Source organism: Pseudomonas sp. P108 (assembly GCF_032613195.1).
Lineage (GTDB): Bacteria > Pseudomonadota > Gammaproteobacteria > Pseudomonadales > Pseudomonadaceae > Aquipseudomonas.
Map to the genome: position 1 here is coordinate 5782911 of NZ_CP126691.1, position 25773 is coordinate 5808683.

Genomic DNA, 25773 nt, shown 5'->3' on the forward strand with positions numbered 1-25773 from the left:
GATACCGACTGATGAATGCCCTCGAAGTACTGCGCGACTCTCTGTATTTTTTCAAACGCCATTTGGGCAGCATCGTGCGGTTGTGCCTGCCGCTGGTGATTTTCGAAGCGTTCTTGCAACAAGTGGTCGATCACGCCAGCGGGCCGGAAAACATCTCGGCAATTAGCATCGTCGTCGGTCTGCTGGTGTATCCGCTGTACACCGCAGCGCTGATCCTGTTCCTTGATGCGCGCAGCCGTGGCGAGGCACCGCGCAATCGTGATCTGCTGGCGATGGCCGCCACTCTGTGGCCACGCTTCGCATTACTCACGGCGCTGAACACTTTGTTGATTCTGTTGGGCCTGTCGCTGTATTTCCTGCCGGGCCTGATGTTGATGGTCATGCTCGCGTTCGGCGAATACCTGCTGGTGCTGCGCGGCATGGGCCCCTTGCAGGCAATGAAAGAAAGCCTGCGCCTGACCCGTGGGCACTTCTGGCGGATCCTGCTGTGCATTCTCTGTGTGATGACGCCGCTGTGGTTGCTCAAAGGCGCGACACTGGCGGTGTACCCCGAGCCGCAGAATCCTGTGATCGCCATACTGATCGACAGCGCTCACAGCTTCCTGCAACTGTTCACCAGTGTGGTGTTGTTCCGCCTGTTCATGCTGATCAGCGAATTGCCTGACAAACGTGACAGAGCAATCTGACAGCACTGCGCTTGGGCTTCGAGACGACCGTCAGGTATGCTCGGGGCCACTTTCTGTAACGCTATAAGCCGAGCCATGACCCGTCTACTGCGCTACACCCTGTTGCTTGTTGTGCTTGCCATCGCCCTGATCGGTGGGCTGCTGTTCAGCCTGACCTGGCGCCCCGACACTCGCGAAACCCTGCCGGTCAGTTGCACGGGGACGCCACCGACACTGGTGCCGGGCCAGGCGCTGAAAGTCATGACCTGGAACGTGCAGTACCTGGCCGGCAAGCGTTACGTGTTCTGGAATGATCTGGCCCAGGGCAACGATGAAGCGCCGACACCGGAAGACATGGCCTTCAGCCTCGACGAAGTGGCGCGAGTGATCCGCGATGAGCAGCCCGATGTGGTGCTGCTGCAGGAGCTCGATGACGGCGCCAAGGCCAGCGATTATCAGGACCAGCTCAAGCTCTTGCAGGAACGGGTCGCCGACCTGTACCCATGCAACGCCAGTGCGTTTGACTGGAAAGCCGAATTCGTCCCTGATCGACACATCTTTGGCAGCGTCGGCCGGCAACTGGCGACGTTGAGCCGCTATCGCATAGAGCACGCCGAGCGCCTGCAATTGCCAGTGGCTGCCGCCAACTTCATCAGCCGCCAGTTCCAGCCGAAAGACGCCATGCTCGCGACCAAACTGCCACTGAGCGATGGCGGGCAACTGACTGTGTTCAATACGCATCTGGAACGCTCCAGCCAAGCAAATGACACCGCGCTGGCACAAGTGAGTGCCGTGGCCAAAGTGCTCGACAAGTACGAAAGCCAGGGCCTGCCGTGGTTGATTGGTGGTGATTTCAATCTGTTGCCGCTCGGCCAGTACCGCCGCCTGCCTGCCGAACAACGCACGCCCTACTCCGCCGACAGCGAACTGCACCTGCTGTGGGACAAATACCCGATGATCCCGACCAACAACGAAGCCAGCGGCATCGACCGGGCGCAATGGCTGACCCACTACCCCAACGATCCTGGCCTGAACGGCCCGGATCGCACGGTCGACTATCTGTTTTACAGCCCGAAGATCAAGCGGGTGGAAGCGATGGTGCGCCAGGACGATACCTTGCGCATCTCCGATCACTTGCCGGTGATTGCGCGCTTCCTGCTGCCGGCGGCGCTCTAGGCAGGGCCAAGGAATATCGACCCGTTGCCCGAATTGACGATATGGAATCCCATGAAAATCTTATTGGTGTGCAAGGACATTGGTGGTTACGCGCGCAAACTGGCGGACTATCTGATGATCGACAACGACGTGTGTTTTATCGATACGTCATCGATGCAGAACAGTTTTGAGCGGGCGCCGAAGATCCTGCGCCGCCCGCTGAAACGCTGGGCGCAGTTACGCCAGTTCAACAAAGCCATCGCTGCGCATGGACGTTTCGACGTCGCACTCATCATCAACCCGGCCCAGATCGATGCAAACCAGTTGGCCGCCGGACTCAAGGTCTCCGACCACAAGATCGCCTACCTCTACGACAGCTTCAGTCGCTGGCCGATGACCCGCGAAGCGCTTGCCGGTTATGACGAGGTGTTTTCCTTCGACCCGGAAAATGCCGAAAGCTACGGGCTGAAAAAACTCTACAACTTCATTTACGACGACTACATCGCGGACGGAGAGCCCGGTGAGTACTCGGCGTTTGTGGTGATGGCGGGCAAGGATCGGGTGCCGGCACTTGCCGGTCTGGCAGAGGAATTCGATCGCCTCGGGGTGACCGATTACAAGTTTCTGGTTCAGTCCAAACCGGTTCCGGGGGCGCATCCGGGTATCACCTTCTTCGAGCAGAGAATGTCACTGCAATCCGTCGGCGAGCTGGTCAAGCGCTCGCGGATCATTCTCGATATAGCCAAGCCCGGTCAGGCCGGGTTGAGCTTCCGTTTCTTCGAAGCCATGGCTTCACGGAAAAAAGTCATCACCACCAACCAGAGGGTGGTCGATTATGACTTTTACAACCCGGCGAACATTCTGGTGATCGATGAGGCCAACCCGGTGATTCCGGAACGGTTCATCAGCGAGCCGTATGTGGATGTGCCTGAACACATCTATCAGAAGTACACCCTGCAGGGATGGGTTAAAACCGTGTTTGCCCAGCAGTGAAATCACATCGCCGGCTGCCCCACCACGAACCCTGTGGGAGCGAGCCTGCTCGCGAAAGCGGTGTGTCAGGCACCCTATTACCGACTGACACTACGTCTTCGCGAGCAGGCTCGCTCCCACAATGGCCAGGTGATATGACCGTTGGATCAATGCACCTCTTCCAGGTCGTCATGCAGCAGCCCGAAGATCTGTCGTTTCATGTCGATGAACGAGCGGTCCATGACCATGTCCAGTGAGCGTGGACGTTCGATCGGTACGTCGAGAATCTGTTTGATCCGCCCCGGTTTGGCGCCCATCACATAGACCCGGTCGCCGAGCAGAATGGCTTCGTCGATGTCATGGGTGACGAACAACACGGTTTTCTTGCTGTTGCCCCAGACGCGCAGCAACAACTGCTGCATCTGCAAACGTGTCTGGCTGTCGAGGGCGCCGAACGGTTCGTCCATCAGCAGAATCTGCGGGTCATTGGCCAGCGCCCGGGCGATCGCCACACGCTGCATCATCCCGCCCGACAACTGCTTGGCGTAGTTGTTGGCGAACCCGGCGAGGCCGACTTCGTTGACGTAATAATCGACGATCTCCCTGCGCCGCGCCGCCGGCATGCCACGACGCTTGAGACCGAACTCGACGTTCTGGCGCACCGTCAGCCACGGGAACAGCGTGTAGCTCTGAAAGACCATGCCGCGATCCGCGCCGGGGCCCTGTACTTGCTGGCCGCCGACGTAGATATCACCGGAGGTCGGCTCAGCCAGTCCGGCGGTCAGATACAACAGACTCGACTTGCCGCAACCCGATGGCCCGACCAGTACGGCGAATTGCTGATCCGGCACCTCGAACGAGACCTCTTCCAGCGCAGTAAACGTCCCGCCGTCAGGCTTCTTGTAACGCAGGCTGACCTTGTCGACCTGCAAGCGTGACGCCGCTTGCGCCGGGGTCGCGACAGGTTCGATGAAACGATGATTGGCAGCAGTCACTGAGCCCATGCGGCAACCCTCAAACGAAGAAAACGGAACAGTTGATCGGTGACCAGACCGAGCAGGCCGATGATCGCGATGGCGAGAAAAATCACATCCACCTGAAAACCGCGCATGGCCTTCAGGCTCAGGTAACCCAAACCGCTGGAAGCGGCGACCAGTTCAGCCACCACCAGATACGTCCAGGCCCAGCCCATCGTTACCCTTAGGGTATCGAGCACGCCCGGTACCGAGGCCGGCGCGATCACATGCAACACCGCATCGCGGCGACTGGAACCCAAGGTGTAGGAGGCGTTGATCAAGTCCTTGGAAATGCCTTTGGATACATCGGCGATCATCACCAGTTGCTGAAAGAACACGCCGAAGATAATCACCGAAACCCGCTGCTCCAGACCGATGCCGATCCACAGGATGAACAGCGGCACGAATGAGGTCACCGGCAGGTAGCGAATGAAATTCACCAGCGGCTCAAGGAATGCCTGGACGATGCGGAAGCTGCCCATCAGTAACCCCAACGGCACCGCCACCAGCGACGACACGATGAAGCCGACCATCACCACTTCGACACTCGCCCAGACATGCGTGCCGAGGGTGCCGTCGCGGCCCAGGCGCACGGCGGCTTCAACCACCGCGCCCGGCGTCGGCAAAAACATCCCCGGCACGACGCCGCCGTAAGACAACCCGGCCCACAGACCGACCAACAACACCCAGGCCAGAGCGCTGGCGCTCCACACCACTTGCACCGGCAAAGCGGTTTTTGGCGTAAGGCTGCGGCTCAGCCATGAATTGCGCTTGAACATGGCAAACCTCCTAGAGCGGGCTGACGAAACGGTTGTCGACCAGTTCGTCGTTGCTGACGTTGTAGGGTTTGCCCTGCAGTTCGCTGGCGGTTTCGTTGGCCAGTTTGATCAGCGCTGCGCTGTCACCCGGTTTGCCCGGCGAGCCGAGAAGTTTCTCGCTCATCGCTTGATCGTAGAAACGCACGCCTTGTGCGGCGGCGGCCAGTTCCTTCGGATCGGACAGGTAGCCGCCGACGCCTTTGGCCATGATTTTGTACGCGTCTTCCGGGTGATCCTTGGTGTACTGCACGGCTTTGTACAAGCCGGCGACCAACGCCTTGACGTCTTCCGGCTGTTTTTCGATAACCGTGCAATTGAGCGCGACCACATCGACGATCACCCCGGGGGTGCTGCTGCTGTCGATCAATACTTTGCCCTGCTGCTTGTCGCGAACCATCGACAAGTGCGGCTCCCAAGTCACGGCGGCGGGTACGCGACCGGCGATGAACGCGGTGGCGGCGTCATCAGCGGTCATGTTCTGCACGGTGATGTCGCTCATCTTCATGCCGTTCTTTTTCAGCAGGTAGGAAAGCCAGAACTGCGACGTGGAGCCTTCGTTGACTGCCACGGATTTACCCTTGAGTTCTTGCAGGCTCTTCACATCCTTGCCGACCAGCACGCCGTCGCCGCCATGGCTGTCATCCAGCGCCGCGACCGCTTTGAAGCAGAACTGCGGGCGATACTTGAGCACTTCATCGATGGTCGACGCCGAGCCGGACAATTGCCCGGAGGCCTGCGCGGCCATGTACATCGACGCCTCTTCGACCACTGGCAGTTCGACGGTCAAACCGTTTTCCTTGAAGTAGCCCAGATCCTGAGCCAGATAGAGCGTGCCGTAGCCGACCCATGTGGTGTGACCGATAGACAAGGTGCCAGCCTGGGCGCTGGTCGCGACCGTGGCCGCCAGGGCGGTGATTGCCAAAGGGTGAGTGAGGCGAATACACAAGGACTTGATCATGGAGCACTCCCGACGCTGTTGATTTAGTTTTGTCATGGGCAGTACGGTCGCCGGCCGTTGTGCAGTTGCTGCCGTTGGACTCTCGCGGACGCTTGGGCGGACAACATTCGGCTGGCGGGCAAGATCGATGGTGGCCCATGTGCGCGGTGAGGAAAATCAGGAAATTGTTGGCTGCAAATGATGAAAAAACTGGGTAGTGCGCACTGCTAAAGGGCGGGGATTGCGGGGGTGCGCGAGGTGGGTGCAGATCGGGGATTTTCTGTGACCGGGAGAATGTCATCGCTGGCAGGCCCGCTCCCACAGGGATCTCGAGCGAACCCCGGATTTTGTGAACACCGCTGAAACCTGTAGGAGTGAGCCTGCTCGCGATGGCGTCAGGTCAGTCGATTGCTTGGCTGCCTGACCCACCGCAATCGCGAGCAGGCTCACTCCTACAGGGGATCTTCGGTGTGACATAGATCCAGTGTGGGAGCGAGCCTGCTCGCGAAGGGGGCGACTCGTCTCAGCGCAACTGGAACCAGGTGGTTTTCAGTTGGGTGTATTTGTCGAACGAGTGCAACGACAGATCGCGTCCAAACCCTGACGGTTTACCACCGCCAAAAGGCACCGTCACATCCAGCGCATCCACCGTGTTGACCGACACCGTACCCGCGCGCAGCTGCCGCGCCACGCGGTGTGCGCGGTTGAGGTCATCGGTCCACAACGACGCCGCCAGTCCATACGCACTGTCGTTGGCCAGCCGTATAGCCTCGGCTTCATTATCGAACGGCATCACCGCCAGCACCGGTCCGAATACCTCGTCGCGAAACAGCGGCATGTCGGCGGTTACACCGGTAAAAATCGTCGGCTCAATAAAATTGTCCGACCCGTTAAACCGCCGCTGCTGCCCGCCACAAACCCGCGTCGCACCGGACTGCTCGGCACTGCGAATAAAACGCATGATGCCCGCCGTCTGCTTGTGATCAACAATGGCGCCAGCACTGCTTTGCGGATCCAGCGGATCCCCCGGCAACCAACGCTCAGCCTGCGCTTTCAAGCGCTCGACAAACTCATCGTGAATCGAACGCTCCACCAGCAACCGCGAATTGGCCGAGCAGACTTCACCCTGATTGAAGAAGATCCCGAACGCGGCTTTTTCCGCTGCCAGATCGAGATCCTGACAATCGGCGAACACCAGATTGGCGCTCTTGCCGCCGCACTCCAGCCACACCTGTTTGAGGTTCGATTGCGCGGAATACTGCATGAAATATTTGCCGACCTGAGTCGAGCCGGTGAACACCAGACAATCGACATCCGCGTGCAAACCCAACGCCTTGCCAGCCTGTTCGCCAAGCCCCGGCAACACGTTCAGCACTCCCGCCGGCAGCCCTGCTTCCAGCGCCAGATCGGCCAGACGCAATGCCGAAAACGGTGACTGCTCGGCCGGCTTGAGGATCACCGAATTACCCGCCGCCAACGCCGGCGCGAGTTTCCACGCGGCCATGTCCAACGGGAAATTCCACGGCACCACAGCGGCGACTACACCGAGTGCTTCACGGGTGATGGTCGCCAGCACATTCGGCGCACTGGGCGCGACCTGATCGTAGAGTTTGTCGATGCTTTCGGCGTACCAGCGAAACACCCCGGCGGCGCCCGGCACGTCGATGTTGTAAGCGTCCATCACCGGTTTACCCATGTTCAGCGAGTCGAGCAAGGCCAGCTCTTCGCGATGACTCATCAGCAAATCAGCCAGACGCAGCAGCACTTGCTTGCGCTCGGCTGGCGAGCGCTGCGACCAGATGCCAGCTTCGAACACCTGACGCGCATTGCGCACCGCCGCGTCCACTTCCTCTTCGCCACACGCAGCGACATTCGCCAGACACTGCCCGGTCGCCGGGTTGATCGCGGCAAAAGTCTGCCCCGATATCGCGGCGCAATGCTTGCCGTCGATCACGGCCTGATCGGGAAACTTCAATGCAACGGCGCGGCGCTGCCACTCTGCAAGCTCGAACACGACGGATGCTCCTGAGACGTTATTGTGCCTCGATGGTCGCTCAGGCCCGCAGGGGCTAAAAATAGTAAAAATGTCTTCGCAGGCAATAAAAACACTGGGCAATGACTTCCCCCAAACGCTGCGCAGGTGGCTATGGTTGAGGGATAACAACATCGTCGCGCAACGGACGTGGCGGCGCACAAATTGCTTGGAAGTCGAGTCCGCTCGTCCAGAGGTTTGCCGTGGCCGCCTACAATTTGCGTCAGCTGAAATACTTCATCACCACCGTCGAGTGCGGCAGCGTTGCCGAGGCTTCGCGCAAGCTGTACATCGCGCAACCGGCGATCTCCACCGCGATCAAGGCGCTGGAAGACAGCTTCGCCGTGCAACTGCTGATCCGTCATCACGCGCAAGGGGTTTCCCTTACGCCAAGCGGTGCGCGTTTTTTGCGCAAGGCGCAGGAACTGTTGCGCATGGCCAAGGAGTTCGAGCAGAACGCCCTCGCCGACAATGATGTGGTCGCGGGGCAGATCGATATCGGTTGTTTCGAAACGGTTGCGCCGTTGTACTTGCCGCAACTGATTGCCGGGTTCTCGGCGCTGTATCCGGGGGTGAAAATCCGCATCCGCGATGGCGAGCAGCAAGAGCTGGTGCAAGGCCTGACGTCAGGCGCGTTCGACCTGGTGATTCTTTATGAACATGAACTCGACGCGACCATCCAGACCGAACCGTTGATGCCGGCTCAACGGCCCTACGCGCTGTTGCCGGCGGATCATCGTTTTGCCCAGTACAAGCAAGTGTCACTGCGCGACTTGTGTCTGGATCCGATGATCCTGCTCGATGTGCAGCCGAGCCGGACCTACTTCGTCAGCCTGTTTGAAGAGCTCGGGCTGACCCCACGCATCGAGTTCAGCTCACCATCGATTGAAATGGTGCGCGGGATGGTCGGCCAGGGTTTCGGCTTTTCGATTCTGGTGACCAAACCCCATTCGGAATGCACCTACGACGGCAAGAAAGTCGTGTGCGTGGACATCGTCGAGGACGTCACCGGTTCAGGTTTGGTGGCGGCGTGGCTCAAACGCGGGCAGTTGACCAAACCGGCGCAGTTGTTCGCCGATTATTGCCGCGAACAACTGACCGCGAAGACTCACTTTTAATCATAAAAGATCGCAGCCTTCGGCAGGTCCTACGCAAAACCTGTGGGAGCGAGCCTGCTCGCGAATGTAGATGTTCAGTCAGCGGATGTATCGACTGACACGACCTTCGCGAGCAGGCTCGCTCCCACAGTAGATCGGTGTCGTACCGTTATTATGTGGCCGACTTCAATTCTGTAGGAGCTGCCGAAGGCTGCGATCTCTTGCTCTTCAGGTGCCACGCGGCTTGGCCCGTGCGGTCGCCTCGGCCACCAGCGGATCATCCGGCCAATAGTGCTTCGGATACCGCCCCTTCAAATCCTTCTTCACCTCGGCATAGGTACTGCGCCAGAAGTTGGCCAGATCCTGCGTCACCTGCACCGGGCGCCGCGCTGGCGATAGCAGATGCAATTTGACCACCTGCCGCCCACCGGCGATTCGCGGCGTATCGGCCAGCCCGAACAGCTCCTGCAAACGCACCGCGAGAATCGGTGGAAACTCGCTGTAGTCCAAACGAATCGACGACCCCGACGGCACGCTCAGATGATGCGGCGCCAGCTCATCAAGCTTCTGCGGCAACGGCCACGGCAGCAGATTGCGCACGATGCTCGACAGATCGAGATTGACAAAATGGCTGAGTCGCGAAACCTTGCCCAGATAGGGCATCAACCAATCTTCGAGGGTGTTGAGCAACGTCGCATCACTGACATCCGGCCACTGACTGTTTTCCTGAATGTTCAATTCCAACTGCCGCAACAACGCCACTCGCGCCTGCCACTGACGCAGTTCCGGCGTCCATGGCAGCAGCTCCAGACCTTTGCGCCGCACCAGATTGACCAGCGCCTGACTGCGCGCATTTTCGTCGAGACCGGTCAACGGCTCACGGCTGAGAATCAGCTCGCCGACCTTGCGCTGACGCTCGGCGCGCAACACGCCTTCGCGCTCGTCCCAGTCCAGTTGATCGACGTTGCGCACCTGTTCGGCCAACACCGAATCGAACAGCGCCGGGTCGAAATCCGCCGCCAGATAAATCCGCTCTTCACGCTGGCCCTGACGGCTGCCGAGATCGGCGATGACGATCCACGGCTCTTTCATCAGGCTGTCGGCTTCGGCGAACAACGCAGCGCGACCATTGGCCAGGCGATATTCGGCGCCACCGGCACGCCGCTGTTGCGCGACGCGATCCGGGTAGGCCAGCGCCAGCAACGCGCCGAGCCAGCGCGGATGATCAGGATCGCTGACCGGTTCACTGGCCTTGCCGCGCAGGTAACCGCGATATTGCCGGGCGAGTTGCTTAGCCCGTTGTACGCCGCCCTGCGCACCTCGGGCGGCACGTTCTTCGCCGGAGAGCAGCACCAGACGACTGTGCAGATCCGCCCCGGCGCCACGCAAGATATCGCGCTCACCAAGCAATGCGGCGACGTCGCAGGCCATGTTGGCCAAACCCAATGCCTGACCGCGCAACAGCAAATGACCGATGCGCGGATGCGCCGGTAACTCAGCCATGGCCTGACCGTGCGTGGTCAGCGCTTCACCTTCCAGCGCGCCGAGACGCTGCAGCAAATCCTGCGCCTGTGCATAAGCCGCCGCTGGCGGAACGTCGAGCCAGACCAGTTCGCCCGGCGTGACACCCCAGCGCCCCAGTTGCAGGGCGAGGCTGGCGAGATCCGCCGAAAGAATTTCCGCACTGCCATAAGCGGCGAGCTGTTCGTGCTGATCCTGCGACCACAAGCGATAGCAAACGCCCGGCTCCAGTCGCCCTGCCCGACCCGCCCGTTGGGTGGCGCTGGCCTTGGAAATCCGCTGGGTATCAAGGCGCGTCATGCCGCTGCCGGGATCGAAACGCGGCACCCGCGCCAGCCCGGCGTCGATCACCACGCGCACGCCGTTGATGGTCAGACTGGTCTCGGCGATGTTGGTCGCCAGCACCACTTTGCGCTGACCGGCCGGCGCCGGATCGATCGCCGCACGTTGCGCATTGAGGTCGAGTTCACCGTGCAGCGGGCACAGCAGAACATCACTGCGCTCACCGATTGCGTCGACCAATTGTTGATGCACGCGACGAATTTCCGCCTGCCCCGGCAGGAACACCAACAGGCTGCCGGTTTCATCGTGCAGCGCTTCGAGTACGGTTTGCGTGACGCGTTGATCGATGTATTCGCCGGGCTGAAACGGCCGGCCCCAGCGCATCGTCACCGGATACATGCGCCCTTCGCTGCGCAGGATCGGCGCGTCGTCCAGCAACCCGGCCAGACGCTCGCCTTCGAGCGTGGCCGACATCAGCAGAATCTTCAGCGGCTGTTCAGCTCGAAACAACTCGCGACCGTTCAGACTTAAGGCCAGCGCCAGGTCGGCGTCGAGGCTGCGTTCGTGGAATTCGTCGAAGATCAGCAGGCCCACGCCTTCCAGTGCCGGATCATCCTGCAAGCGCCGGGTGAGAATGCCTTCGGTGACCACTTCGATGCGCGTATTGGGGCCGACCTTGCTGTCGAGACGAATGCGATAACCGACGGTTTCCCCGACCTTCTCGCCCAGCTCACTGGCCAATCGCTCTGCGGCTGCACGCGCGGCGAGACGGCGCGGCTCAAGCATCAGAATGGTCTGCCCGGCCAGCCACGCTTCATTGAGCAAAGCCAAGGGCACGCGGGTGGTTTTACCGGCGCCGGGCGGTGCTTCGAGCACGGCTTCGTGGCGCGTCGCCAAGGCTTCACGCAGGGCGGGTAAAACGTCATCGATTGGCAAAGAATTCATGCTGGCTCCAAAACAGAGGCCCGAGTATAACGGCGAACTGGCGGGCGTTCGTCAGGGTCTTAACTTCACACGACGACGCTTCGTTCTTAGATCAATCAGGAGATTTTCCCATGCGCTTACCTTTTCGCCTGATCGGCGGTGTACTGGTCGCCACCCTGCTCACGCAAATCACCGCGTGCGGTTCGATTTTCTACCCGGACCGACGCGGTCAGATCGACGGCAAGATTGACCCGGCGATTGCCGTGCTCGACGCCGTGGGCCTGCTGTTCTACGTCATTCCCGGGCTGATCGCGTTTGCCGTCGACTTCGCCACCGGCGCGATCTATTTCGAACCGGGTCACACCGCGCAGATCGATCCGGCCAAACTCAAACAAGCCATCGGTCCGGACGGTCAGGTCGATAATCACAAGCTGCAGGCTATTCTCGAAAGTGAACTTGGGCGGGACTTTCCTCTGGACGACCCGCGCCTGATTCAACACAAGGGCGGCACTCAGCAACTGGCGATGTTCGGCCTGCAACCCGCCGCTTAAAAAGGAAGTTAAATGACATCCAGCCCCGAACACGCCCGCCTGCTACGGCTGGCGACCCGCGCCTCGGTGGCGGTCGCGTGCACGCTGATCGTCGCCAAAGCCATTGCCTGGTGGCTCAGCGGTTCGGTGAGCATGCTCGCCGGCCTCACCGACTCGGCGCTGGATGGTGTCACCTCGATGCTCAATCTGCTGGCGGTGCATTACGCGCTACGCCCCGCCGATGACGATCACCGTTATGGCCACGGCAAAGCGGAATCGCTGGCGGGCATGGCGCAGGCGCTGTTCATTGGTGGCAGTGCGGTGTTGATCGCGTTTCAGGCGTTCGAACGGTTGAAGACGCCAGAGCCGCTCGGCGCACCGTGGCTGAGCATCGGTGTGATCGTGTTTTCGCTGCTGCTGACGGCGGCGTTGCTGGTGTTGCAGCATCGGGTGATCAAGCAGACCGGCTCCAACGCGGTGCGCGCGGACTCGCTGCACTATCGCTCGGACATGTTGCTCAACGGCAGCATTCTGATTGCGTTGATCCTTGCCGGTTTTGGTTTTGAACAACTGGATGCCTGGTTCGGCCTGGGAATTGCCGCATACATTCTGTGGAGCGCGATACAAATCGCCCGGGAAAGTTTTTCGGTGTTGATGGATGAAGAACTGCCGACGGATGTCAGTCAGCACATGCTCGAACTGGCGTGCAGTGTGCCGGGCGTGTTGGGCGCGCATGACTTGCGCACGCGAATCTCCGGCAACCACTGGTTTGTGCAGTTGCACCTGGAATTGCCGGGGGAACTGACCCTGTCAGTGGCGCACGGCATCAGCGATCAAGCGGCCGATGCCATTCACAACGCCTACCCGCGAGCCGAAGTGCTGGTGCACGCCGACCCGCAGGAAGTGGTCAAATCTGAACGGGCGCAAACCCGGCTTCAGTAACTGACCTGATAACCGCGACTGCTCAGGCAATTGCCCTGAGCCTGCCGGTACGCCTGAACCACTTCTGGCGCCGGTTGATACGTCGCGGTGCGTGGGTCGAAACCGCTTTGCTGCACCGCGTACTGATAGCACTGGTAACCGTCCTGCTGTACCTGCTCCGGCGACTGGCCATTGGCCGGATACGCTTCGACGTCATAGCCTTGGGATTGCGGCTGCGGCTGTTGCTGCACCGGCGGTTCGACCACGATGTAATCCTGGGTCGCTTCCTGATAGGCATAGTAGGAACCAGCGGCGAGGAACAGCAGCGAACCACCGATCCACACTTCTCGGGCGTAATCCGGCAAATACTGAATGCGGATCCCGCGCGGCGGCTGCACGACGATGTAGCGCGGGCCTTGCGGGCGATACCAGTAGCCGCCCGAATAGAAGTAATCCTGACCACGATACGGCACGCGGTAATCGCGATCCGGGAAGCGGTCGATCACATGTCCCGGCCGGTATTGCGGGCCTGGGCCCCAACCGTTGCCGTGACCGTCCGGACGCCCCGGCCAGCGATTGTCGTTAGGTCGGTTGTTGGTCTGCCAATGCTGATTGTTGTAGCCGTTCTGCGGGCGCTCATCGCGGTAGTAACCCTGACGCGGCTCTTGGGTCTGGCGCACGGTGTCGGGCCGTGGCTGGATCGGCAGGCTGTTGGCCGGCAGTTGCGGCGGCGGTGGCGGTTGGCGCACCGGATTGGGATTGTAGGCCGGGCGATTCTGATCGCGGTTCTGCCACTGGCCATTGTTGTTGCCGTTGTGCTCGAACTGGCGGCTGTTGTCGCCACGAATGATCTCGTTGTTCTGCGGGCGCGGCTGATTCTGTTGCGGCTGATTCTGCGATGGATTGTTCTGCGGACGCGGCTGATTGTTGCCGCCACGGCCCTGATTGTTGCCCTGATGATCCGGACCGTGGCCGCCGCCATCCGGGCCGCGATTCTGTGGCTCATCGGCAAGCGCTTGCACACTGACACTCAAACACAGCAAACCAACACCAGCCAGACGCCAGATGCGCGAATTCATGCTTTTTCTCACTGCGGGGCCTGCAAATGTAAGAGGACTTGTCACTAAGACCGGGAATACACACGCCCGGTTCTGCAACAGGTTATCAGTCGCGCAACTTATTTATTGAGCGCCCGGCATGAAATCGCAGGCAAGAAAAAAGGGAGACCCGTCGGCCTCCCTTCTAGAGAACTTCGTCCTGGCTCGACGCTTTTGACGTCGGCTCACCTCACGCCGTCTTCTGGACAGTGTGCAGCTCGGGGGCCGGCACAACCCCGGTGGGGGTGGCGGCCGCGGCAGGCCGGATAGGGCGGGCCGCGTGGACTGTGTTACCGAGCAGTGATTCTGGTGATAAGAATAGGTCTGAGACCGCGACAGAGGATTGCGAAGATTGCTGAAATAAACACCACTTGCGCAATTTTTAACCCTGGATAGATAATCCGCCGCAATAGTTACAACCAAGGACAGATTGATGAGCAAACTCGACCGTTACGACCTGAGCATTTTGGCGGAATTGCAGCGCGACGCCCGCATCTCCAACCAGGAATTGGCCGAGCGCATCGGTCTGTCGCCCTCCCCTTGCTCGCGTCGGGTCAAGCAACTGGAAGACGATGGCTATATTTCGCGTCAGGTGGCGTTGCTTGATCGCAAGATGCTTGGGCTGAGCCTGACGGCGTATGTGCTGATCGGCATGGATCGGCATACGCCGGAGCGTTTCGAGAATTTCGAGGCGGCGATTCGGACGTTGCCGCAAGTGTTGGAGTGCAGCCTGGTGACGGGGGTGGATGCCGATTACCAGTTGAAGGTGGTGGTGCCGGATATGGATCACTATCAGAAGCTGTTGCTGGGGCATTTGACCCGGATCGAAGGGGTGACCAGCGTTCGGTCGAGTTTTGTGCTGAATCAGGTGCTCAACAGCACTGAACTGCCCTTGACCCACCTGCGCAACTGATCAAAAGCCCCTCACCCCAGCCCTCTCCCAAAGGGAGAGGGGGCCGACCGTGAGATGCTGAAGAAGTACGCCGACCTGAGCGTTCTGCTGTGAATCCATAATCGACTCGATCTTTCAGGTCGATGTATGACGCCAGACACCTCGGTCAGTCCCCTCTCCCTACGGGAGAGGGCTAGGGTGAGGGCAAAGGCTTCGGTTCAGACCCAGATCAATGCCACCCCACACACCTTGGCGTATACTCGCCGCGCCCTTTTAGCCCCATGCGCGCCGGAGAAACCCAATGGATCCAGCATTATTAGAAGAGTGGATGATGACCGGTCTGGTCAGCACCCTGATCATTTTCATGGGTTTCATCGTCTGGGATCTGGCGAAGAAGTCCAAGGCCGGGCGCTTTGGTTCGTTCATTCTGTTTTTCGTACTGGGCCTGGGCGTGGCCGCGTTCATCATCAAGAGTGTGGTGATCGGCCTGATCGAATCCGGCGCTCTATAAGCGCGCCGGCACTTCCTTCCACTGGCCCTGATCGAGGCCTTCGATCGTCCAGTCGCCAATCCTGACCCGCACCAGCCGCAACGTCGGCAGACCGACCGCCGCGGTCATGCGCCGCACCTGACGGTTGCGCCCTTCGCGAATCACCAGTTCCAGCCACGAAGTCGGTATGGTCGCGCGAAAACGCACCGGCGGATTGCGCGGCCACAACTCAGGCTCATCCAGTTGTCGCGCTTCGGCGGGCAAGGTCATGCCGTCATTCAGCTCAACGCCGTCACGCAAACGCTGCAGCTGTTCGGCCGTCGGCACACCTTCAACCTGCACCCAATAGGTCTTCGCCAATTTGTGTTTCGGATCGGCGATGCGCGCCTGCAACTGCCCGTCGTTGGTCAGCAGCAACAAGCCTTCACTGTCACGATCCAGGCGTCCGGCCGGATATATGCCGGGCACATCAATGTAATCCTTGAGCGTCGCCCGCCCTTCGCCGTCGCTGAACTGCGTCAGCACATCGAACGGTTTATTGAACAGGACCAGTTTCGGCTCGGCCGGGGGTGCCTTGGCAACACGGCGCGGGGAAGCAGACTGAGGCTTCGCGCCAGGGCGGCGGGAAGGTGGACGCGGGGGACGGGACATGGCGAAAAGAACATCTAACGGTCAGGGCTGCCAATGCTAGTAGCCTGACCGTTAAATGACCATCAACAAATCAGCGGAACGGCGGTTCGTCGAAGCTGCGCAGTTTGCGCGAGTGCAGCGAGTTGAGTTCGGTGCGCAGCAGGTCCACCGCTTCGATGCCGATCTTCAAGTGCTGGCTGACCGCGCGTTCATAGAAGGCGTTGGCCGAACCCGGCAGCTTGATTTCGCTGTGCAGCGGTTTGTCCGAAACGCAGAGCAACGTGCCGTACGGCACTCGCAAGCGGTAACCCTGCGCGGCAATCGTGCCGCTTTCCATGTCCACCGCGACCGCGCGGGACAGGTTGATCAACGGCCGCTCCTGGGCCCAACGCAACTCCCAGTTACGGTCGTCGTAGGTCAGCACGGTGCCGGTACGCAGGCGTTTTTTCAGGTCGTCGCCCTTCTCGCCAGTGACATTCGCCGCTGCTTGCTGCAGCGCCATTTGCACTTCGGCCAGCGCCGGGATCGGAATGTTCGGTGGCACCACGCGGTCGAGAATGCCGTCGCGACGCATGTAAGCGTGAGCCAGCACGTAGTCGCCAATGGTCTGCGACTGACGCAAACCGCCGCAGTGACCGATCATCAGCCAGCAATGCGGACGCAACACCGCCAGGTGGTCGGTGATGTTCTTGGCGTTGGACGGACCAACACCGATGTTGACCAGCGTCACGCCGTGGCCATCGCTGGCGATCAGGTGATAGGCCGGCATCTGGTAACGGTGCCAGACCACACCGGCAGCAATCGCCGACGCTTCGCCGTGATCCATGCCCTTCTCGATGATCACGTTGCCCGGCAAGACCATGCGCACAAAACGCGGGTCGCGGCGCAACTGCTCCAGACCATGGACGATGAACTGATCGACGTAGCGGTGATAGTTGGTCAGCAGAATCCACGGCTGCACATGACGCCAGTCGCTGCCGGTGTAGTGCACCAGACGGCGCAGTGAGAAGTCCACACGGGCGGCGTCGAACAAGGCCAGCGGCAGCGGATCAGTGTTTTCCCAGTCATAGAGGCCGTCGGCGATGCCATCGGTGGCGGCGGACAGGTCGGTACTCGGGAACACCCGCGCAAGCACCGCAGCGGTGACGCCGGAGCCGGCCAGTTCATCGCCCTGCTCGACCACGTACGGATACGGAATGTTCTGCTGGCTGACACCGACTTCCACGGTCACGGTGAAGTCGTGCATCAACGGCACAAGTTGTTCGAGCAGGTATTTGCGGAACGCCGCCGGGTGGGTGACGGTGACGCTGTAAGTGCCCGGCAGTTGCACCTTGGCGTAAGCGCGAGTGGTCTGCGGGACTTCGCCCTGGCAGTGATAGGTCAGACGCAGTTCGGGATAACGAAACAGAGCACGCTGCGCAGCGTCGGGTTCGACGCGATCCTTGAGGTAACGCTTGAGCGCCGAGTTCAGCGCAGTGGTGGCTCGCTCATGCAGCTCGGCCAGACGATCCACGGCTTGTTCGGCGGTTTGAACGACAATAAACGCTTCGGTCACGATCAGCTTCCTGTGTTCTGACTTGCAGAGCTTCATCTTGCCTGCATCGTGGCGTCACGGGAACAGTGGCGTTGTGGGTGTACCCAAATCTCCCCATCAACGGATATCCCATGTGGGAGCGAGCCTGCTCGCGATAGCGGTCTATCCGTCGACATTTGCATTGACTGATACACCGCTATCGCGAGCAGGCTCACTCCTACAGGGGATGTGTGGTGGGTCAGAGAATCTGTGGGGTTGCGCGGGCGACGATGGCTTCGACGTCCAGCCCACGCGGCAAGGCGCCGTAAACCCGGCCACCACCGCTCAGGCGGCTGGCAATGAAGGCATCGCTGACCGCCGAGTTACCGGCCTCAAGCAACAGTTTGGCCTGCAAACCAAGCGCGATATCTTCAGTCAGTTGCCGCGCCCGATACTGAATATCGCTCGTATCCTTGAACTGCGCCTGCAATTGCTGAATATGCGCGGCCAGCCGTTTGTCACCATGCCCATCGCCCAACTCGCTGAACAACACATCCAGCACACCCGGCTCTTTCGACAAGGCTCGCAGCACGTCGAGGCACTGCACATTGCCCGAGCCTTCCCACGTCGAATTCACCGGCGCCTCGCGGTACAGACGCGGCAGAATGCTCTCTTCGACATACCCGGCACCGCCCATGCACTCCGCTGCTTCGTTGATCATCCCCGGCGCGCGTTTGCAGATCCAGTACTTGCCCACCGCCGTCACCAGCCGCGCAAATTGCGCTTCGTGGCGATCGTCCAGATGATCCAGCGCCTTGCCCATGCGCAAGCTCAGCGCCAGCGCGGCTTCGCTTTCCAGGGCCAGATCAGCCAAGACGTTCTGCATCAATGGCTGTTCGCTGAGCAGTTTGCCGCCGACCTTGCGGTGCGCGCAGTGATGGCTGGCCTGGGTCAGCGCCTGGCGCATCAGCGAACTGGAACCGACCATGCAATCGAATCGGGTCATCGCCACCATCTCGATGATGGTTGGCACGCCGCGCCCTTCCTCACCGACCATCCACGCCAGCGCGCCACGAAACTCCACTTCACTGGAGGCGTTGGACTGGTTGCCGAGTTTGTTTTTCAGACGCTGGATATAGAACTGATTGCCCGTGTCGTCCGGACGATGGCGAGGGAGCAGGAAGCAGCTCAAACCCTTGTCGGTCTGCGCCAGCGTCAGGAAGGCATCGCACATCGGCGCCGAGCAGAACCACTTGTGCCCGACCAGTTCATAGGCCTGACCCGGACCACTGGCGCCGACCGGATACGCCTTGGTGGTGTTGGCGCGCACGTCGGTGCCGCCCTGTTTCTCGGTCATGGCCATGCCGATGGTCACGCCGGCCTTGTGCGCCATGCCGACGTTGCGCGGATCGTATTCCGTGGCGAGGACTTTCGGCAGCCATTGCTCTGCCAGATTCGGTTGCAAACGCAGGGCCGGCACGCTGGCGAAGGTCATGGTCAACGGGCAACCGCTGCCGGCCTCGGCCTGGCTGTGCAGATAAGTCATCGAGGCGCGGGCGACATGGGCGCCATCCTGCGGGTGCGCCCATGGCAATGAGGTCAAACCGTGCTCGATCGCCGTGCGCATCAGCTCGTGATAGGCAGGATGAAATTCCACCAGATCGATGCGATGGCCGTAGCGGTCATGGCTGGCGAACACGGGTTTGTTCTGATTGGCCAGGAAACCGGCTTCCATCAACGGCCCGCCGGCGAGCGCGCCGTAAGCATCGATCCGCGACTCGGCCCAACCAGCACCAAAGCGCCGCGACCACTCCTGCAACGGCAGGTCGATGCGGTACAGATTGATGCCGTCCAACGACGGTGGCTGGTTGGTGACTTCGTGAGTTTCGGCGAACTGATGCAGGTTCATGACGGGGCTCCTTTGGGCAACCAAGGAACTCAGTTAAGCACCGCACCGCGACGGGTCAAAGTGTCATACCAGCCGAATTTGCGGCGCTTTTACCCTGTCAGCAGCACAGTACCCGACGCTCCAGAGCCGACTGCAAATCTTCGAATTTGACCGGTTTGTTCAAGTAATCGACCGGCGCCCCCGTGGCGCAAAGCTCTCGGTCAGCGGTCAACGCCAACATGAACACCGGCAAATTCGTGCAGCCCGGCAAGGCGTGAATCTGGCAGCACAACGATGCGCCATCGTGAGCGGGTAGCTGACAATCGATCAGCACTGCGTCGAAGGTCTCTCGTTGCAAGCAATCCAATGCCGCCGCGCCGTTGTCGGCTGTACGCACGCGAAAACCGAGCTTGAGCAACATACCGCGCATCACCAGTTGATTGATGCTGTTGTCGTCCACCAGCAGCACCGTGCAATCCTGTGGTGCACGCACGCAATCGCGCGAAGGCGCGCAGATCGGCGCAGTTTCGACCACTGGCAGTTCAAACTCGACGTCCAGTTGGAAGCGACTGCCACGCCCGGGCTCCGAGCGATGTGTGAGCTTGCCACCGAGCAACTCGACCAACTGTCGGCAAATCGCCAGACCTACGCCCAGGCCGCCGTATTCGCGGGTCATCGAACCGTCGAGCTGGAAGAAGCGCTGGTACATCGTCGCTTCGCCCAGATCGGTAAAACCGATACCGGTGTCAATCACCGCAAAGGACAACGCCAAACGATTATCCGTCGACGGTTTACCAGTGACGCGCAATGCCAAACCACCGATGCGAGTGAACTTGATCGCGTTATCCAGCAGACACTCCAGGCATTGCGCGAGTTTGGCGCTGTCGCCGTGCAGGCGATCCGGCAGGGTCGGCAGCACCTCGACTTTGAAGTCCAGCGACTTGCTCGACGCATTGCCCTCGAACTGCACCCGCAACGCCTCGACCACACCACGCAGGCTGAAACTGCCCGGCGCGGCCTTGAGCTTGCCGGCCTGCAATTCGGTGAGGGTGAGAATGCCGTTGACCATGCGCATCATGTCTCGCGCCGAACCGGCAGCGGTCTGCTGGTATTGCTCAAGTTCCGGATCCAGCTCGACGGTCTGCATCAATTCCAGCGAACCGATGACACCATTCATCGGCGTGCGCAGTTCGTGGGTCAGGGTCGCCAAAAACTCATCTTTGAGCTTGTTGCTGTGGGCCAGTTGCTGGTTGAGCACTTCGAGTTTCTGCCCGGCGTCGTACAGCGTCTGCGCCTGTTGCTCGCGCATGGCGTTGATGCGATCGGCCAGCGCCAGCGACAGCAGCGCCACTTCGATGGCCGAACCGATCTGGCTGGCGTACATGGTCAGGAACACGTTCGGCAGCAGGCCGAGCACCATCAGCGTGTTGACGATGCCGCCGAGCAGGAACGCCGACCAGGCGATGATGAAATAGCGCGCCACCCGCAAGCCGCGCCACCAGGCCAGAATCCCGGCGGCGAAAATCACTACGGTGAAGGTCAGCGCCAGCGTCGTTGCCAGGCGCAGGGCCAGGGCGTAACTGGTCATCAGCGACAGGCCGATGACCAACGCACCGAATGCAATCAGGCCGATCAACAAGCGGTCGAGCCAGCGGCTGTGGGTTTTGGTCTGCAGAAAGCTGCGGGCGAACTGGCTGCCGAACAGGCCGGCGCAGCCAATGAAGAATGGCGTCGCGGCGTTGGCCCACCACGGGTTGTCCGGCCAGAAGTACTCGACCGCCGCACCGTTCACCGACAGTTGATAGAGACCAAACGAGGCAATGTAGAAGATGTAATAGAGGTAACTGGTGTCGCGCACGCTGAGGTAGATGAACAGGTTGTAGACCACCATCCCCAGCAGCACGCCATAAATGATGCCGAGCACATACAGGCGCACCGGTTGGTCTTCGAGGTACGCGGTGCTTGACCACAACGTCACCGGTGCCTGGATCGAGCCCTCGCTGGCCAGTCGCAGGTACACGGTTTGCTGTTGATCCGGTTTGAAGGAAAGGTCGAACAAATAGTTGTTCTGACGGATCTCGCGGCTGGCGAACGGCAAGGCATCACCGGTTTGCCGGACGAGGCGGTAGTCGCCACTGGCGTCAGGCATATAGAGGTCGAGATGATCGAGCGGTGGATACGCCAGTTCCAGCAGCCAAGTACGCTGGGCGGCGGGATTGCTCGGGCGGTAATGCAGATCGATCTTCAGCCAGAACGCCGAGCGCGAATAACCGGCATTGAGCGTGGCTTTATCGTGAGGTTTAAAATTGCCGGCGGCAGCCTGCGCGCGAACATCGGCAATGCTCGCCTGACCGCTCGGGTCTTCGAACACTTGCAGCGACCGGCCCAGAGGCAGGCTCTGGGTAAATTCGTCGAATTCGACGGCGCTCGCCAGGAGGGGCAAGCAGAACAGCAACATCAGCAAATAGCGCATTGAAGCCCCAGCGTGGCTCGTCCGGTTGTGTCAGGAAGCCCCCCATTCCCTTTGAGTAGACGTAAAACCGGTATTACCTGTTATTGGTTTGGATCCAGACTAGCATAGCCGTTGATGGCCATTGAGCACCATCGAAATATTTCCTACAAAGGCTCTAGAACGGGCGTTTCAGAGCAAAGCAGCGAGCTAGAGCTGTTGAGTCGGTCAGGTTGTGACAGTACGGTTGAATTCTCTTGCCAGGTTATCGGCCATGCATAACGGCACTGAACCCGAAAATCAGCTTTGGTGGTAAGCTCGCGCACCATGAATATCTACAGCTCCCGCCCCGTTGTCCTCTGTCTCTCCGGCCACGACCCAAGTGGTGGCGCCGGCTTGCAGGCAGATATCGAAGCCCTGCTCGCGCAGGGTTGCCATGCGGCTCCGGCCGTCACCGCCCTGACCGTGCAAGACACCGTCAACGTCACTGACTTCCGCGTCCTCGACCGTGAGTGGGTGTTGGCTCAAGCCAATGCCGTACTCAACGACTCCGAAGTCGCCGCGGTCAAACTGGGCATGCTCGGTTCGCTGGAAATGGTCGACACCGTTGTCGAACTGCTCTCGGCGCACCCGCACTTGCCAGTGGTCTGCGACCCGGTGCTGCGCGCCGGTGGCGGCGGTCGCCTGGGCAAGGACGAGGTCGGCTATGCGATGCGCGAGCGTCTGCTGCCGCTGTCGATCATTGCCACCCCTAACCTTCCTGAAGCGCGAATCCTCGCCGAGCTGCCCGAAGGCACTGCGGACGAGTGCGCTGAAAAACTCCTGCCGTTCGTCAAAAACCTGCTGATCACCGGCGGCCATGGCGACGAAACTGAAATCCACAACCGCGTGTACAGCCGCGACGGCCTGCGTGAAACCTTTATCTGCCAGCGTCTGCCGGGCAGCTATCACGGTTCCGGTTGCACACTGGCCAGCGCCCTCGCCGGTCGTCTGGCCCAGGGCGAACACCTGGCCAGCGCTGTACGCAGTGCTCTGGATTACACTTGGCGCACCCTGCGCGACGCTGAACAACTGGGCAAAGGCCAGTTCGTCCCGCGTCGCCTGCCGCTGGATTTCTGCTCGTAACGTCGTGAGGTCTGCCCGATGAAACTACGTGGCCTGTATGCCATTACCGACAGCCAATTGCTGGCGGGCAAGTTTCTGTCTTACGTGGAGGCGGCGCTGGAAGGCGGCGTCACCCTGCTGCAATACCGCGACAAGAGCAGCGACGAGGCCCGCCGTTTGCGCGAGGCCGAAGCGCTGCGCGATTTGTGCGAGCGCTACAAGACGCAGCTGATCATCAACGATGATGCCGAACTGGCCGCGCGGCTTAACGTCGGCGTGCACCTTGGTCAGACCGACGGCCCACTGTCACCGACCCGCGCCCTGCTCGGTTCAAAAGCGATCATCGGTTCGACCTGCCACGCGCAAATCGCACTGGCCGAACAAGCCGCCAAAGAAGGGGCGAGTTACGTCGCCTTCGGCCGCTTCTTCAACTCCAACACCAAACCCGGCGCGCCGACCTGCAGCCTCGAACTGCTCGACGACGCCAAGCGCACGCTGCACCTGCCGATCTGCGCGATTGGCGGCATCAGCCTCGACAACGCCGCGCCGCTCGTAGCCCACGGGGTCGACCTGCTTGCCGTGGTTCACGGTTTGTTCGGTGCCGAGAGCACCGCCGAGGTGACACGCCGCGCCCGCGCGTTCAACGAATTGTTCAAATCCTGAAGATTGAGAGCCCGATCATGTCTCGTTCCGAAACCCTGTTTGCCAATGCTCAGAAACACATTCCCGGTGGCGTAAACTCGCCAGTCCGTGCATTCAAGAGCGTTGGCGGCACACCGTTGTTCTTCAAGCACGCTGAAGGTGCTTACGTTACCGACGAAGACGACAAGCGTTATGTCGATTACGTTGGTTCGTGGGGCCCGATGATCCTCGGCCACAGCCACCCGGACGTACTGGACGCCGTGCGCAATCAGCTGCAACACGGCTTGTCGTACGGCGCGCCGACCGCGATGGAAACCGAAATGGCCGATCTGGTCTGCTCGCTGGTGCCATCGATGGACATGGTGCGCATGGTCAGCTCCGGCACCGAAGCGACCATGAGCGCGATCCGTCTGGCCCGTGGTTACACCGGCCGCGACAGCATCATCAAGTTCGAAGGCTGCTATCACGGTCACTCCGACAGCCTGCTGGTCAAGGCTGGTTCTGGTGCACTGACCCAAGGCGTTCCAAGCTCGGCCGGTGTGCCGGCGGCATTCGCCAAACACACCCTGACCCTGCCGTTCAACGACATCGACGCGGTGGAAAAGATGCTCGCTGAAGTCGGCGAGGAAGTGGCGTGCATCATCGTTGAGCCGGTCGCCGGCAACATGAACTGCGTACCACCGGCACCGGGCTTCCTCGAAGGCCTGCGTTCGCTGTGCGACAAACATGGCGTGGTGCTGATTTTCGACGAAGTGATGACCGGTTTCCGCGTCGCCCTCGGCGGTGCCCAGGCGTACTACGGGGTCAATCCTGACCTGACCACCTTCGGCAAGATCATCGGTGGCGGCATGCCGGTCGGCTGCTTCGGCGGCAAGCGCGAAATCATGGAGCGCATCGCACCACTGGGCCCGGTGTATCAGGCCGGTACGCTATCGGGTAACCCACTGGCCATGGCCGCTGGTTTGACCACCCTGCGTCTGATCAGCCGTCCAGGCTTCCACGCTGAGCTGACCGACTACACCACGCGTCTGCTCGACGGTCTGCAACAACGCGCCGATGCTGCTGGCATTCCGTTCGTGACCACCCAGGCCGGCGGCATGTTCGGTCTGTACTTCAGCGGTGCCGACGATATCGTCACCTTTGAAGACGTGATGGCCAGCGACGCAGCACTGTTCGGGCGCTTCTTCCATCTGATGCTGGAAGGTGGTGTTTACCTGGCCCCGAGCGCTTTCGAAGCCGGTTTCACCTCGATCGCCCATGGTGAAGCCGAGTTGCAACTGACGCTGGACGCTGCCGAGCGTGCCTTCGCTGCACTGAAATAATTGTCGTACCGCTGACGTTGGCTATCGCCAGCGTCAGCATTCACCTACATCCGCGCTGTTTTTCCGATGCCCCTGCTAAAAATCTCCCCTAAAGTGGGCGATATATTCCCCACGCAGCAGAAAAACGAGTAAAGACTTTGTAAGGTTGGCCCTGCTTATTTCATAATGCGCGCTTATTGGATCCCTCGATGGGTCCGCGTGCCCTTCAGAGGTAAGTCGATTCCCATGAACCGCACCGGCCGCACCCTTGCCTTGGGCTGCCTGTTGCTCCTTCAGCCCCTGCTCGCGCATGCACAAGCAGGCGGCAACTCGTTGTTGATCCCGGCGATGGGTCGTTGCACCCTCAATACTCAGCCGCAAGACGTCACGCAGGCACTGGCCGCCTGCCAGAAAGCGGCGGATGAAGGGGATGCGCAAGCGCAATACGAGTTGGGTGAGTTCTACTACGACGGCAAGAATGCGCCGCGCGACCTCAATCAAGCCCTGAGCTACTTCGAAAAAGCCTCGCTGCAAGGCCACGCTCAGGCGCAATTCAAACTTGGCACCATGTTCTTCCACGGTGAAGGCGTGCAAGCCAACAATATTCAGGCGTACATCGTGCTGAAGATGGCCGCGGTCAACGGCGCTGAAGACGCGCTGGACACGGCCGACGAAGTCTCCGAAAAAATGTCCCGCGAAGACCTCGAAACCGCCACGCAGGTGCTCGGGCAAATTTTCCGTAAATACCTGATGGAACTGCAGAGCGCCGATGGGCGTACGCCTTTCTCGCCTCTCCCCTGATTTTTGCGCCGACCTTTCCGGCCCCTTCGCGAGCAAGCTCGCTCCCACAGTAGATCTCCAGTGTTCAGAAGATCCCCTGTGGGAGCGAGCCTGCTC

Annotated in this window: 22 protein-coding genes; 12 read left to right on the plus strand and 10 right to left on the minus strand. The window is 60.5% G+C overall.

Annotation, left to right across the window (positions count from 1 at the left end; translation table 11 throughout):
* The first annotated feature begins 11 nt into the window (after positions 1-11).
* The 3 genes from QOM10_RS25510 to QOM10_RS25520 all read left to right on the plus strand — a co-directional run bounded on the left by QOM10_RS25510 (position 12) and on the right by QOM10_RS25520 (position 2813).
* Positions 12-686: a YciC family protein gene (locus QOM10_RS25510; protein ID WP_311883536.1), complete on the plus strand. Its 675-nt coding sequence runs from the start codon at positions 12-14 to the stop codon at positions 684-686.
* A gap of 75 nt (positions 687-761) precedes the next feature.
* A complete protein-coding gene (locus QOM10_RS25515) occupies positions 762-1841 on the plus strand; it encodes an endonuclease/exonuclease/phosphatase family protein (RefSeq protein ID WP_127929881.1) in 1080 nt (359 codons plus the stop codon).
* 51 nt (positions 1842-1892) lie between these two features.
* Positions 1893-2813 carry a hypothetical protein gene (locus QOM10_RS25520; protein ID WP_316917151.1) on the plus strand — a complete coding sequence of 307 codons (921 nt, stop codon included), beginning with the start codon at positions 1893-1895 and terminating at the stop codon, positions 2811-2813.
* A gap of 146 nt (positions 2814-2959) precedes the next feature.
* Here QOM10_RS25520 and QOM10_RS25525 read toward each other — a convergent pair whose 3' ends face one another.
* From QOM10_RS25525 to QOM10_RS25540, 4 genes are all read right to left on the minus strand, one after another.
* On the minus strand, positions 2960-3796 hold the full coding sequence (locus QOM10_RS25525; RefSeq protein WP_316917152.1) for an ABC transporter ATP-binding protein: 837 nt from the start codon (positions 3794-3796) through the stop codon (positions 2960-2962).
* Positions 3784-4587, minus strand: a complete 804-nt coding sequence (locus QOM10_RS25530) for an ABC transporter permease (RefSeq protein WP_127929884.1) — start codon at positions 4585-4587, stop codon at positions 3784-3786. The genes QOM10_RS25525 and QOM10_RS25530 overlap by 13 nt, the downstream gene beginning before the upstream one ends.
* Before the next feature lie 10 nt (positions 4588-4597).
* Entirely contained in the window at positions 4598-5584 is a 987-nt protein-coding gene (locus tag QOM10_RS25535; RefSeq protein WP_064118792.1) for an ABC transporter substrate-binding protein, read from the minus strand.
* Positions 5585-6086: 502 nt separating this feature from the next.
* Positions 6087-7577: an aldehyde dehydrogenase gene (locus tag QOM10_RS25540; RefSeq protein WP_316917153.1), complete on the minus strand. Its 1491-nt coding sequence runs from the start codon at positions 7575-7577 to the stop codon at positions 6087-6089.
* Positions 7578-7798: 221 nt separating this feature from the next.
* Here QOM10_RS25540 and QOM10_RS25545 point away from each other — a divergent pair, with 221 nt between their 5' ends.
* Complete coding sequence (locus QOM10_RS25545; protein ID WP_127929887.1) at positions 7799-8713, plus strand: LysR substrate-binding domain-containing protein; 915 nt, start codon at positions 7799-7801, stop codon at positions 8711-8713.
* A gap of 207 nt (positions 8714-8920) precedes the next feature.
* On the opposite strand, the gene hrpB is transcribed toward QOM10_RS25545, so the two are convergent.
* Positions 8921-11440: an ATP-dependent helicase HrpB gene (gene hrpB, locus QOM10_RS25550; protein WP_316917154.1), complete on the minus strand. Its 2520-nt coding sequence runs from the start codon at positions 11438-11440 to the stop codon at positions 8921-8923.
* Between the two features lie 110 nt (positions 11441-11550).
* Between hrpB and QOM10_RS25555 the strand changes: the two genes are divergently transcribed.
* Positions 11551-11970 (plus strand): polyribonucleotide nucleotidyltransferase, encoded by a 420-nt coding sequence (locus QOM10_RS25555; RefSeq protein WP_316917155.1) that lies wholly within the window; start codon positions 11551-11553, stop codon positions 11968-11970.
* Between the two features lie 12 nt (positions 11971-11982).
* On the plus strand, positions 11983-12891 hold the full coding sequence (locus QOM10_RS25560; protein WP_127929889.1) for a cation diffusion facilitator family transporter: 909 nt from the start codon (positions 11983-11985) through the stop codon (positions 12889-12891).
* Here the strand turns inward: QOM10_RS25560 and QOM10_RS25565 are convergent.
* Positions 12885-13949: a DUF6515 family protein gene (locus QOM10_RS25565; RefSeq protein WP_127929890.1), complete on the minus strand. Its 1065-nt coding sequence runs from the start codon at positions 13947-13949 to the stop codon at positions 12885-12887. The genes QOM10_RS25560 and QOM10_RS25565 overlap by 7 nt on opposite strands.
* Before the next feature lie 451 nt (positions 13950-14400).
* On the opposite strand from QOM10_RS25565, the gene QOM10_RS25570 reads away from it, so the two are divergent.
* Entirely contained in the window at positions 14401-14880 is a 480-nt protein-coding gene (locus tag QOM10_RS25570) for an Lrp/AsnC family transcriptional regulator (RefSeq protein WP_008081091.1), read from the plus strand.
* Between the two features lie 280 nt (positions 14881-15160).
* On the plus strand, positions 15161-15370 hold the full coding sequence (locus QOM10_RS25575) for a DUF2788 domain-containing protein (RefSeq protein ID WP_127929891.1): 210 nt from the start codon (positions 15161-15163) through the stop codon (positions 15368-15370).
* Here the strand turns inward: QOM10_RS25575 and QOM10_RS25580 are convergent.
* The 4 genes from QOM10_RS25580 to QOM10_RS25595 all read right to left on the minus strand — a co-directional run bounded on the left by QOM10_RS25580 (position 15365) and on the right by QOM10_RS25595 (position 21853).
* On the minus strand, positions 15365-16000 hold the full coding sequence (locus QOM10_RS25580) for a pseudouridine synthase (protein WP_316917156.1): 636 nt from the start codon (positions 15998-16000) through the stop codon (positions 15365-15367). The two genes, QOM10_RS25575 and QOM10_RS25580, sit on opposite strands and share 6 nt — an antisense overlap.
* A gap of 70 nt (positions 16001-16070) precedes the next feature.
* Complete coding sequence (gene amn, locus QOM10_RS25585) at positions 16071-17570, minus strand: AMP nucleosidase (RefSeq protein WP_016986142.1); 1500 nt, start codon at positions 17568-17570, stop codon at positions 16071-16073.
* 181 nt (positions 17571-17751) lie between these two features.
* A complete protein-coding gene (locus QOM10_RS25590) occupies positions 17752-19401 on the minus strand; it encodes an acyl-CoA dehydrogenase family protein (RefSeq protein ID WP_316917157.1) in 1650 nt (549 codons plus the stop codon).
* A 97-nt stretch (positions 19402-19498) separates the two neighbouring features.
* Positions 19499-21853: a hybrid sensor histidine kinase/response regulator gene (locus QOM10_RS25595; protein WP_127929894.1), complete on the minus strand. Its 2355-nt coding sequence runs from the start codon at positions 21851-21853 to the stop codon at positions 19499-19501.
* 303 nt (positions 21854-22156) lie between these two features.
* On the opposite strand from QOM10_RS25595, the gene QOM10_RS25600 reads away from it, so the two are divergent.
* The 4 genes from QOM10_RS25600 (at position 22157) to QOM10_RS25615 (ending at position 25677) form a co-directional block, all read left to right on the plus strand.
* Positions 22157-22954 carry a hydroxymethylpyrimidine/phosphomethylpyrimidine kinase gene (locus QOM10_RS25600; RefSeq protein WP_007909650.1) on the plus strand — a complete coding sequence of 266 codons (798 nt, stop codon included), beginning with the start codon at positions 22157-22159 and terminating at the stop codon, positions 22952-22954.
* Positions 22955-22972: 18 nt separating this feature from the next.
* Positions 22973-23596 carry a thiamine phosphate synthase gene (thiE, locus tag QOM10_RS25605; protein WP_127929895.1) on the plus strand — a complete coding sequence of 208 codons (624 nt, stop codon included), beginning with the start codon at positions 22973-22975 and terminating at the stop codon, positions 23594-23596.
* Between the two features lie 17 nt (positions 23597-23613).
* Positions 23614-24897, plus strand: coding sequence for a glutamate-1-semialdehyde 2,1-aminomutase (gene hemL / locus QOM10_RS25610; RefSeq protein ID WP_127929896.1), 1284 nt, complete (start codon positions 23614-23616; stop codon positions 24895-24897).
* A 225-nt stretch (positions 24898-25122) separates the two neighbouring features.
* Complete coding sequence (locus tag QOM10_RS25615; RefSeq protein ID WP_003228518.1) at positions 25123-25677, plus strand: tetratricopeptide repeat protein; 555 nt, start codon at positions 25123-25125, stop codon at positions 25675-25677.
* The last annotated feature ends 96 nt before the right edge of the window (positions 25678-25773 follow it).